Raw genomic sequence first — 11,213 nt, 5'->3', positions numbered from 1 at the left:
ACCTCAAGGAGGTGTCGTAAAACATTTGTTTTGCGACAGGCTGTCAGCCGCCGCTGTGCTACCTGTGCAACACCCCCTCAAAAATGTACGGAAAACTCTATCGCTATTCACTATTATGCGGAAACCTGTTTTTGATGGTTATCCGCCTATGTTGGTTGGCTACATGCGCGTGTCGTCGGACTCCGACCGCCAGAGCACGGACTTGCAGCGCGACGCGCTGCTCGCCGCCGGCGTCGATCCGCGTCACCTGTTTGAGGATCGTGCCTCTGGCGCGAAGGATGACCGTGCCGGCTTGGCGCGGGCGCTTGAGTTCGTTCGAGCCGGCGATGTGCTGGTGGTGTGGAAACTCGACCGGCTCGGTCGCTCGCTGTCGCACCTGCTCGCCATTGTGACTTCGCTCAAGGACAAGCGGGTGGCGTTCCGCTCGCTGACAGAGAACCTGGACACTACGACGCCCTCGGGCGAATTCCTGTTCCAGGTGTTCGGTGCGCTCGCGCAGTACGAGCGCGCCTTGATTCAGGAGCGCGTCGTCGCGGGCTTGGCCGCCGCACGCAAACGCGGCCGGATCGGCGGCCGGCCGCAGGCGATCACTGGTGAGAAGCTGGACGCCATCGTCGCCGCGCTCGATGGCGGCATGTCTAAGGCGGCGGTGTGCCGCAACTTCAATGTCAAGCGCACTACGTTGATCGAAACATTGACGCGAGCAGGTTGGCGTGGTGCGGGAAGGACGGTCGATGAGCAACAAGAATAAGCTACTCACCGTCTTTTCTGACGCAGAGCAGGAAGCCTTGTACGGCCTACCGGACTTCGACGATGCTCAGCGGCTGGAATACCTGGCGTTGACCGAATCTGAACTGGCGTTCGCCAGCAGCCGGCCTAGCCTGCAGGCCCAAGTCTATTGCGTCTTGCAGATCGGCTACTTCAAGGCCAAGCATGCTTTCTTCCGCTTCGATTGGCATGAGGTCGAGGACGATTGCGCCTTCGTGCTGAGTCGCTATTTCCACGGCGAAGCGTTCGAACGCAAGGCGATCACCAAGCATGAGCACTACAGCCAGAGGGGTCAGATCGCCGAACTGTTCGGCTACCGGTCGTGGGCGGCTAGCTTCCTGCCGCAACTGGCACAGCAGGCTGAACAGATCGTGCGGCGCGACGTAATGCCAGGATTCGTGGCCGCCGAACTGATCGTTTGGCTCAGCGAGCACAAAATCATCCGGCCCGGCCACACCACCTTACAAGAGCTGGTCAGTGAAGCCCTGTCCACCGAACGCAGGCGCTTGGGCGGCTTGCTGGCAGAAGTGTTGGACGAATCGGCCAAAGCTGCGCTGGGCCAGCTCCTGGTGCGTGACGACACCCTGTCTCAACTGGCAGCGCTCAAGCAGGACGCTAAAGATTTCGGCTGGCGTCAGATGGCAGGGGAGCGCGAGAAGCGCGCCACGCTGAAGTCCTTGCACGGGATCGCCAAGGCGCTGCTGCCCAAGCTCGGCATCTCGCAGCAGAACCTGCTGTACTACGCGAGCCTGGCGAACTTCTATACCGTCCATGACCTGCGCCACCTGAAGGCGGAGCAGACCCGGCTCTACCTGCTGTGCTATGCCTGGGTACGTTACCGGCAGCTCACCGACAACCTGGTCGACGCGATGGCCTTCCACATGAAAAAACTTGAGGACGAGAGCCGCACGGGTGCGAAACAGTCCTTTGTCGCCGAACAGCTGCGACGCCATCAGGAAACGCCGCAGGTTGGCCGCCTGCTGTCGCTGTACGTGGACGACAGCGTGGCCGATCCGACGCCGTTCGGCGAGGTGCGCCAACGCGCCTACAAAATCATGTCCAGGGAATTGCTGCAAAACACGGCGCAGCGCATGAGCGTCAAGCCACTGAACAAACTGGCGCTGCACTGGCAGGCGGTGGACGGCCTGGCCGAACGCATTCGACGCCATCTACGGCCGCTGTACGTCGCGCTCGACTTCGCCGGCACGGCCCCCGATAACCCATGGCTCGCGGCGCTGACTTGGGCCAAGAGCGTGTTCGCCAAGCAGCAGCGCCTATCACAACGGCCACTCGACGAATGTCCGGCGGCAACGCTGCCGAAACGCTTGCGTCCGTACCTGCTAATGTTCGATGCCGAAGGCACGCCGACAGGCCTGCATGCCGATCGTTACGAATTCTGGCTTTACCGTCAGGTCAGGAAACGCTTCCAGGCGGGCGAGCTCTACATTGACGATAGCTTGCAGCACCGGCATTTGTCCGACGAGTTGGTTTCGATGGACGAGAAAGCCGCCGTGCTCGCGCAGATGGACATCCCCTTCCTGCGGCAGCCGGTCAGTGCCCAGCTCGATGCACTGGCGACCGAGTTGCGTGCGCAATGGGTGGCGTTCAATCGCGAGCTGAAACAGGGCAAGCTGACGCACCTGGAATACGACAAGGACACGCAGAGACTGACCTGGCGCAAGCCCAAGGGGGAGAACCAGAAGGCGCGCGAGCAAGCTCTCTACGAGCAACTGCCATACTGCGATGTCGCCGACGTGTTTCGCTTCGTCAACGGCCAGTGCCAGTTCCTGTCGGCGCTGACACCATTGCAGCCACGCTATGCGAAGAAGGTAGCCGACGCCGACAGTCTGATGGCGGTGATCATTGCCCAAGCCATGAACCACGGCAACCAGGTTATGGCACGTACCAGCGACATCCCGTACCACGTCCTGGAGAGTACCTACCAGCAGTACCTGCGCCAGGCGACGCTACATGTGGCCAACGATTGCATCAGCAACGCCATCGCCGCACTGCCGATCTTCCCGCATTACTCGTTCGACCTCGATTCGTTGTACGGTGCCGTTGATGGGCAGAAATTCGGCGTCGAGCGACCAACTGTGAAGGCGCGCTACTCGCGCAAATATTTCGGCCGCGGCAAGGGCGTCGTCGCCTACACGCTGCTGTGCAATCACGTGCCGTTGAACGGCTACCTGATAGGCGCACACGAGTACGAGGCTCACCACGTGTTCGACATCTGGTACCGCAACACGTCGGACATCGTGCCGAGCGCGATCACCGGCGACATGCACAGCATCAACAAGGCCAACTTCGCCATCCTGCACTGGTTCGGACTTCGTTTCGAGCCGCGCTTCACCGACCTCGACGACCAGTTGCAGGAGCTGTATTGCGCCGATGATCTGGCATTGTACGAGAAATGCCTGATCCGGCCGGCTGGCCAGATCGACCGGCAACTCATCGTCGGTGAGAAGGCGAACATCGACCGAATCGTCGCCACACTGGGCCTGAAGGAAATGACGCAGGGCACGCTGATCCGCAAGCTGTGCACCTATACGGCGCCGAACCCGACGCGGCGCGCAATCTTCGAGTTCGACAAGCTCATCCGCAGTATCTACACACTGCGCTACCTGCGCGACCCGCAACTGGAGCGTAATGTTCACCGCTCGCAGAACCGCATTGAGTCCTATCACCAGCTACGCTCGACCATCGCCCAAGTCGGTGGGAAGAAGGAATTGACCGGCCGCACCGACATCGAAATCGAGATCAGCAACCAGTGCGCCAGGCTGATCGGCAACGCGATCATCTTCTACAACTCGGCGATCCTGTCCCTGCTGCTGACGAAGTACGAGGCAGCTGGCAATGCCAAGGCGCTGGCGTTGATCACGCAGATGTCGCCAGCGGCCTGGCGGCACATCCTGCTGAACGGGCATTACACCTTCCAGACTGACGGCAAGTTCATCGACCTGGATGCGCTCGTGGCGGGACTGGAGCTGGGCTGACGGAAATTTCTGGGATTCCGGCGTACAACCCCGTAAAATAGAAGAGTGAGCACTTGATTTGCTGGTGCTTTCAAACAACGGTGTTGTTTTTTTAACAGCCGAACTGGAAAGGGAGGCTGAGCTGCTCAGTGATCACTTTATCCGTTGGCTGATTTACGCCGGCATGTTCGCTACAGGCACTGAACGACAACGCAGATGGTATGGTCTGTGCGTTCTGACTCGTCAAGGATCGGCCAATGGATCGTTTGTCTAATTTGCTCTCGCGGTTCGGCGTGCGGGCCAATCTGTTCTATGACGGCGACCTATGCGGCTCTGCATCTTACGATGGCGCCGAGCGGCGAGGTTATATCCATCTGCTTCAGGCCGGCAGCGTGACGTTGCTTGGTCCCGATCGCAAGGATTTGCAGCTCACTCGCCCTAGCTTGATTTTTATGCCACGCCCCGCCAAGCATCAATTGTTTGCGGGTGAGTCCGATGGCGCAAAGTTGTTGTGTGCTTCCATGGAGTTTGAGGGCGGAATTGATAATCCTTTGTCGGCTTCATTACCGGACTGTTTGGTGCTCGCACTCGATGATCTGCCCATGCTGGCAGACACGTTGGAGTGGATGTTTGCCGAGGCGGCAAATGTGCATTGTGGAAGGGAAGCCGCGCTTGAGCGCTTATTTGAGCTCCTAATCATTCTGTTGCTCCGTTACCTGCTCGATCATCACCAGTTGCGCACCGGAATGATGGCTGGACTGGCCGACATGCGGCTTGCCCGATCGCTTTTACAGATGCACAACTCCCCGGAACATGCCTGGTCAATAGCAGAGCTGGCCAGTGAGTCAAATATGTCACGCGCTGCGTATGCCGTGCATTTCAAGAGTGTCATCGGACAGACGCCTGCTGATTATTTGTTGAGTTGGCGAGTTAGCCTGGCTCAGAAGCTGATGCGAGAAGGGCGCTCGATTACGCTGATTGCAGCTCAAGTCGGCTACGAAAGTCCTTCGGCGCTGTCTCGCGCATTTAGACGCAAGACGGGGTTGAGCCCTCGTGACTGGTTGAAAGATCTGGCGGGGGAAAATGATGGCAAAAAGGCCTAAGGCATTACTGCCTTAAGCCATTGAAAAAATTATGCATTAATTTTACGTTTTTCCAGTTCAACCAGCGAATGGCCTGCCACAAATATCGAAACAGCAAGCAACCCTAAGTCTTTAAGCAGAAACTGACCTGGCGCAACGGAAATCGCCGGAAACCCTAAACTAGGCTCAATGACGCCCGGAGTGGAAAACATAAAGCTAAGGGTTGTGAAGAACAGGCCTGCAGACAGAGCGCCTCCTACCACGGATAGTTTGGGCGACAGCATGCGGCCTGCGATCAGAGTGCCGATCGAAATCTCTAGTATGCCGAGCAGGCTGGAGAACATGTCGACCGAAAAAATGCTATACACCCATCCCAAAAGCGGGCTGTTGCTCACCAGTGGAACCAGGCCCTCGGCCTCGTAGTGGGTAAATTTCATGCCGCCGAACCAGAAGTAAATAATAGCGAGAGCCAAGTACGCGCCATAGATACCTAGCCCCATAGTTTTGGTTCCAAGCGTTAAGTGGGCCTGTACGCTGGACTTCGAGTTTTCAATGCCTATGGTTTTCATGTCTGAGCTTCCAGTAGTGAGTGAGAGTGTGTTGGCTGCCGAACGCCGTATGCGTTGGCGATGAGATTATTATGGCTGGCATCTCTAATCAAGAGGCATCAGAAAGTATTGATTTCAGTGCAGATCGTCTTGGGCGGTGCAATTCGCGATGAAGGGATCGCCGTGGAGAGCGATGAGTGCACTATTTCGATAAAGGAGTCGTTTTACATAGGTCGATGAAGCGCGTTGCGGCATCGCCTACTGTCATTTCTCAAATCTGACTATGGGGCTTGGGGCGAAGGGCGGCACTGACTAGGCTTAGAACAGCTACCAACTAGCCGCGCGGCCGCGATGCACAAAGAATGGTAACTGAGCCGTGAGTGCGGTGGGCGCCCGCATTTATTTCCAAACCCTACAGATACATCGATCTTCGACTTCAACCGGGCAGATAGCTGTTGCAGCAAGCCTATCAATCGACTTTGACGTGTTAAAGAGGATAGGTTTTCCAGGGTTGGGGAACAGCATGCCCTGCAGAACGACACACGTCACTTTTGTTAAATTAATAAGCTAGCTACCTATTGGGCATAACCTTGCAATTTGCTTCAATTTACGCACATGCACTTGCGACCTCAAAATGCAACGTAAGCCCCGAATATCTCCATTATTGTCGCCGCCAGCCTTAGTTACATGCGGATTCCACGCCATCCGGCCACCCAGTCCGCTCTCATCTGGCCAGGCATTCCACGGCCATCTGGCCACCTGTTCCACGGCCATCCGGCCGGGCAGTCGGAGCGCAGCGACGCAGGGGGGGCATTGTTAGTCTGAGGTGCCCGGTGTCGTCAATTTCTTCGTCTGTTTGCGCATCGACTCACCCTTGAGGTTGATCCGATAAGCGTTGTGCACCAGGCGGTCGAGGATGGCGTCGGCCAGAGTCGGATCACCGATCAGTTCGTGCCAGTTGTCCACTGGCATTTGGCTGGTCACGATGGTCGAGCGCTGGCCGTAGCGGTCGTCCAGTAGCTCCAGCATGTCGCGGCGCTGTTCCGCGTTGAACGGGGCCAGACCCCAGTCATCAAGGATCAGCAGGTCGGTCTTGGCATAGCCGCTCATCAGCTTGGCGAAGCGCCCGTCGCCGTGGGCTAGGCCCAACTCTTCCAACAGGCGCGGCAAGCGCAGGTAACGCACGCTGTAACCCTCTCGGCAGGCCTGGTGGGCCAGGGCGCAGGCCAGCCAGGTCTTACCGACGCCAGTCGGGCCGTTGATAATCAGGTTGAGTCCGTCGCGTAACCACTGACCGCTGCTCAGCTGGAGGATCAGCGCCTTGTCGAGTCCGCGCGGGCTGCGGTAGTCGATGTCTTCGAGGCAGGCGTTGTGCTTGAGCCGGGCCTGACGCAGGCGGCTGCTGAGGCGCTTGTCGTCGCGCTCGGTCAGTTCGCGGTCGACCAACAGGCCGAGGCGTTCCACGAAGCTCAGGCTGTCGATGTCGGGGGTTTTCAGTTGCTCGGCGAGTGCCTTGAGCATGCCGGTCAGGCGCAGGGTCTGGAGCTTGTCCAAGGTCGGATGGGGCAGCATGGTGGGATTCCTTGTGTTCAGTGGTAGTAGCCGGGGCCGCGCAGGTTGGCGTGGTCGTCCGGCAGCAGGGGCAGGTGCTGCTGGGCCAGCGGCAGGTTTTCCAGCCCCTGGCGCAGGATCGATTCGAGGCTCTTGTAGCTGCACGCGCCGAGGCTGAGGGCGCGTCGGCAGGCCAGCTCCAAGCGCACTTCGCCATGGGTCTTGCCCAGGCGCAGGATGCCCAGGCAGGCCCGGTAGCCTTGGGTTGGGTGGATGCGCCGTTCGAGGATGTGGCTGATCACGCCGGCGGTGTGCGGCCCGGTCTGCTCGGCCCAGCGGATCAACCGTTGCGGCGTCCACTCGGCATGCTCGCGATGGCTCTTGGGCATGTGCTCGGTCTGTGTGCTATGCCGGCCCTTGTGTGGCGAGCGCAGGTGGCTGGCCACCCGCTGGTTGGCGTGGAAGCACTCGACGGTGCGCGCCGTCAGCCGTACTTCCAGCTGTTTCTTCACCAACTGGTAGGGCACTGAGTAGTAATGCCCATCGACCTCGACGTGATAGTCGATATGCACGCGCGCCTTCTTCCACTCGGCATAGACGTAGGGCTGCTCCGGCAGTGGGCTCAGCGCTGGACGATCCAGGGCTTCGAAGGCCGAGTGCCGGGAGCCCGGCAGCTTGCGAAACGGTCGTCGGTTGAGCCGCTCCAGCAATAAGGCGATGGCGCTGTTGAGTTCGTCCAGGGAGAAGAACTGGCGGTTCCTCAGCGCGGCGAGGATCCAGCGCTCGACCACCTGCACGCCGACCTCAGCCTTAGCCTTGTCGCGCGGCTTACGCGCCCGCGCCGGCACCACCGCCACGCCATAGTGCTCGGCCAGATCGCGGTAGCTCGGGTTGATGTCCGGCTCGTAGCGATGGCTCTTACTCACCGCGCTTCGCAGGTTGTCCGGCACCACGATTTCCGGCACGCCGCCGAGAAAGGCGAAGCAGCGGACATGGGAGCCCAGCCAGTCCGGTAACTGCTGCGACCAAGTGGCTTCGGCGAAGGTGTAGCTGGACGCGCCAAGCACCGCGACGAACACCTGCGCCTGGCGGATCTCGCCGCTGTGGCGGTCGATCACCGGCACCGTCTGCCCGGCGTAGTCGACAAACAGCTTCTCACCGACGCGATGCTCCTGGCGCATCACCACGTCCAGCTTGCCCTGCCAGGCTCGGTAGTGCTCGCAGAACCAGCTGTACTGAAAGCCTTTCGGCTGGCTCAGGCGATACTCCTGCCAGAGCAGCGCCAAGGTCACGCCCGGCCGGCGTAGCTCGGCATGCACCCAAGACCAATCGGGCAATGGCCGTTGCTCGCTGGGCACCGCAGGGGGCGGTGGGAACAGTTGCTGCTCCAGCTCGGAATCGGACAACGAACAGGGCCAGGCTAGACCGCTGGCGGCAAAGCGGTTGAGGTAATCGCCGACAGTGACACGACCGATCTGCACGCTGACGGCAATCTGGCGAGCCGATAGCCCGACCTCGAACTTGAGACGAAGTACTTCGCGAATCTTACGCATGGATAAACGCTCCACGACGACCTCTCTGCTTCGAAAAAGAGGTCGATGGTAGTGAAGAAATCCTGCGTTACTGCCTGCCCGGTTGAGTGGCCGGATGACCGTGGAATCAGTGGTCGGATACGCGTGGAATGGGTGGCCGGATCACCGTGGAATCGGTGGTCAGATGCTTATGGAATGGGTGGCCAGATGACCGTGGAATCCGCAAGTTACAGCTGCTATGATGAATGAGATCGAAAACTGAAATCCCCCACTAGAATTGTTGACTGGAGTCAAAATGAATAAAAAGCGGCCGGTTAATCTTGATATTCGAACCATTCAGCTTCCTCTCACGGCGCTTACATCGATTCTGCACCGGATTTCAGGAATTATGCTCTTTATTTTTCTGGGACTGATACTGTATATGCTGAGCAAATCGTTGGAGTCAGAAAAGGGTTTTAATGAAGTCAAGGAGATTTTTTCTTCACCTTTCGGCAAAGTTAGTTTCTGGTTGGTATACTCTTCATTTATTTATCATCTCGTAGCCGGAATTCGACACCTAGTTATGGATGTGGGTGTTGGTCATACTTTGAAAGGCAGCAATCGCGCCTCTACTATTGTTTTAGTAGTGTCGGGTGTTTTAATGGTTGCTGGCGCCGTATGGATTTGGTAGCTGTGGAGTCGTAATGCGTATTTACAAGGACTAAAAGCGTCCTTTAAAGCTAACTTACGAAAGTATTTATAATCGACGGTTCACGCTTAAACGGTTGAATCCTTTCGGGCTTCCGAATAGCTGTTAGCTGAAAGCTATCATGAGCTAAGTTTTCTGTGCATCATCAAATGTGTTAATGGGAGCGCCATAGTACTAGGTACAAATATGGCTCTAGGACAATGTTAGATGTTTTGGATTTTGAGGCGGATCGCTCTTATCGAAGATCGTCTAATTCGCTCTGAAGCGCAGGTTTTTTGAAACTATCACCTGGTTGGCACACTGTGCGAATCAACATCAGATATGAGAAAGCCAATCAGGTGAACACTACCCTCGAGGGCTCATCTGTCCAGTTAAAGCCTCGAGTCTTTCTGGGTGCGCAAAAGACAAGAAGGTTATATGGGAAAATTATGAGGCCTGGATACCATGCGTCATGGGCGTGCCGATGCTGTGAGTGACAGAGCGAGAAGCAAGTGAAAGTCCCTGAAGTAGGGGCGGGATGCGCCCGAGTGGCATTTTTTGTCTTAAGGTAGATCGCGTAGCTGTTCTTCAGAATAATCTTCAGAGCGTTGACGACAGCCATCGCTGTGCATTCCTCAAGAATAGAATGTGTCGGAAGGGTGGCGTCATTGGTGTTAGTCATCGCTTAGGATTTCTCAATCTGGCTTACACGGGCGCCTGTACCGATATCCCCGCGGATGGCGACGTATCGATGTTGAATTCCTCGCCAGACGAAGTGCAATGAGCTGCGGCTATAGGCTTGCGCAGCCTTAGATAGCCGGCCGTCGCAGGCGCGCCGGTTGGCCGGGATCTTCTTCTGCCCGTCAGGTGTCCGGTCGGAACTCCAGCACGAACGCTACGACCTTTTCGGCGGACATTTCGCACGGCTTCAACAATGTCCTATCTGATGTAACGCGGAAGAGGTTGAAGCTGACAATGTCAGTCCCGTCCAACTCCCTGGCGAACAGACTGTTGCGACGTCCGTCCCCAGATCGCCGGACGATCAAGCTGAAACGCCGGCCTTCATAAGTCCCTTCTCTGTATCCCTCCGCAAGCTTCGCGAAAGCGGCATCGAACTCGGAATGCTCCATGTCATCCATCCTTATTGATAGAACAGAGGCGCGGCGGGTGCGAGACCGCCAGTGCCGGGTCGCGCTAAGGTGCCGGGCAGATTCCTGCAGCCGACGAGGCCCGGGGTGGGCAGGATAATTGAGATGTCGGCGCCCGCATGGCTATCAGCGAAGTCGTCCGTCCAGTCTGCTAGGCAACGTCCACGCCTTTCCAGAAAGCGATGTAATCCCGGATACCCTCGGCATCCGGAGTGGGGGCGGGATAGGTCCAAGCGGCGTTCACGTTGAGCGCGTCACCCGCGCGAACATGAAAGAAGCGCGCGGCGCCTTTGATCGGACAGACAGATGTGTGCGGGCTCATCTCAAGCAGGCTCAGGTCGACTCCTGACGGTGGGAAGTAGTGATTTCCCTCGACGATGACTGTTTCGTCGCTTGTGGCGATAGTAGTGTCTTTCCAGATGGCTGAGACCAACGGACTCTCCTTTTGTATTCATCAACCGGCGAAGGCTCGCGGGCTGCCTGCCCCAAGCCGCACCTCCTCAGGTGGCAGGCGGGTTGCGCCCGAGAAGTTTGTCGAGCTCGCCTCTGACATCGAGCGCGAATAGCTCATCGGAGCCACCGATAAGGGTGCCATTGATGAAGATCTGCGGCACGGAGCTTCGCCCCGACGCTTCCGCCATGGCCTGCCGGTGAGCCGGATCCGCCTCAATATCGAGCTCCTTCCATCGCACGCCCTTTTCCTTGAGGAGCGCCTTCGCTCGGCGGCAGAACGGGCACCAATTCGTGGTGTACAGCAATACATCAGTTGTCATATTGCATCTCCGGCAGTTGCACGCGGATCGCTGTCATGGCGTTGATCTCCAATTCGCGGCGTTCAAAGATGGCGACTGCACCTTGGCCGACATCGGAGCAGATGCTGACGATTGGCCGCTATCCAGGCGACATGGCCCAAAGTGCTTTCACCGCCAGGCAGAGGCCGCA

The 11,213-nt window shown here is 57.9% G+C and carries 10 protein-coding genes; 4 read left to right on the top strand and 6 right to left on the bottom strand.

The window, feature by feature from the left end; all coding sequences use genetic code 11:
• Positions 1-148 precede the first annotated feature (148 nt).
• The 3 genes from ACZRKZ_RS27245 (at position 149) to ACZRKZ_RS27235 (ending at position 4,846) form a co-directional block, all read left to right on the top strand.
• Positions 149-751 carry a recombinase family protein gene (locus ACZRKZ_RS27245; protein ID WP_010465829.1) on the top strand — a complete coding sequence of 201 codons (603 nt, stop codon included), beginning with the start codon at positions 149-151 and terminating at the stop codon, positions 749-751.
• Positions 735-3,764, top strand: a complete 3,030-nt coding sequence (locus tag ACZRKZ_RS27240) for a Tn3 family transposase (RefSeq protein WP_032432545.1) — start codon at positions 735-737, stop codon at positions 3,762-3,764. Before ACZRKZ_RS27245 ends, ACZRKZ_RS27240 begins: the two co-directional genes overlap by 17 nt.
• A 236-nt stretch (positions 3,765-4,000) precedes the next feature.
• On the top strand, positions 4,001-4,846 hold the full coding sequence (locus ACZRKZ_RS27235) for an AraC family transcriptional regulator (RefSeq protein ID WP_003464995.1): 846 nt from the start codon (positions 4,001-4,003) through the stop codon (positions 4,844-4,846).
• Between the two features lie 29 nt (positions 4,847-4,875).
• Here ACZRKZ_RS27235 and ACZRKZ_RS27230 read toward each other — a convergent pair whose 3' ends face one another.
• The 3 genes from ACZRKZ_RS27230 to istA all read right to left on the bottom strand — a co-directional run bounded on the left by ACZRKZ_RS27230 (position 4,876) and on the right by istA (position 8,477).
• On the bottom strand, positions 4,876-5,394 hold the full coding sequence (locus ACZRKZ_RS27230; RefSeq protein WP_003464991.1) for a YkgB family protein: 519 nt from the start codon (positions 5,392-5,394) through the stop codon (positions 4,876-4,878).
• A 795-nt stretch (positions 5,395-6,189) separates the two neighbouring features.
• Positions 6,190-6,945 (bottom strand): IS21-like element ISPpu23 family helper ATPase IstB, encoded by a 756-nt coding sequence (gene istB / locus ACZRKZ_RS27225; RefSeq protein ID WP_046622600.1) that lies wholly within the window; start codon positions 6,943-6,945, stop codon positions 6,190-6,192.
• Positions 6,946-6,962: 17 nt separating this feature from the next.
• On the bottom strand, positions 6,963-8,477 hold the full coding sequence (gene istA / locus ACZRKZ_RS27220) for an IS21-like element ISPpu23 family transposase (RefSeq protein ID WP_058167704.1): 1,515 nt from the start codon (positions 8,475-8,477) through the stop codon (positions 6,963-6,965).
• A 274-nt stretch (positions 8,478-8,751) separates the two neighbouring features.
• On the opposite strand from istA, the gene sdhC reads away from it, so the two are divergent.
• A complete protein-coding gene (sdhC, locus tag ACZRKZ_RS27215) occupies positions 8,752-9,126 on the top strand; it encodes a succinate dehydrogenase, cytochrome b556 subunit (protein WP_005005993.1) in 375 nt (124 codons plus the stop codon).
• 860 nt (positions 9,127-9,986) lie between these two features.
• Here sdhC and ACZRKZ_RS27210 read toward each other — a convergent pair.
• The 3 genes from ACZRKZ_RS27210 to grxC form a co-directional block, all read right to left on the bottom strand.
• Positions 9,987-10,253 (bottom strand): hypothetical protein, encoded by a 267-nt coding sequence (locus ACZRKZ_RS27210; RefSeq protein WP_003464988.1) that lies wholly within the window; start codon positions 10,251-10,253, stop codon positions 9,987-9,989.
• Positions 10,254-10,422: 169 nt separating this feature from the next.
• Positions 10,423-10,704, bottom strand: a complete 282-nt coding sequence (locus ACZRKZ_RS27205; protein WP_003464986.1) for a DUF427 domain-containing protein — start codon at positions 10,702-10,704, stop codon at positions 10,423-10,425.
• Positions 10,705-10,771: 67 nt separating this feature from the next.
• A complete protein-coding gene (gene grxC / locus ACZRKZ_RS27200) occupies positions 10,772-11,044 on the bottom strand; it encodes a glutaredoxin 3 (RefSeq protein WP_005005995.1) in 273 nt (90 codons plus the stop codon).
• Positions 11,045-11,213 lie beyond the last annotated feature (169 nt).

This window comes from Pseudomonas sp. c313 (assembly GCF_055407145.1).
Note: the sequence above shows the minus strand (reverse complement) of the source record. Positions and strands in the feature narration are given on the sequence as shown.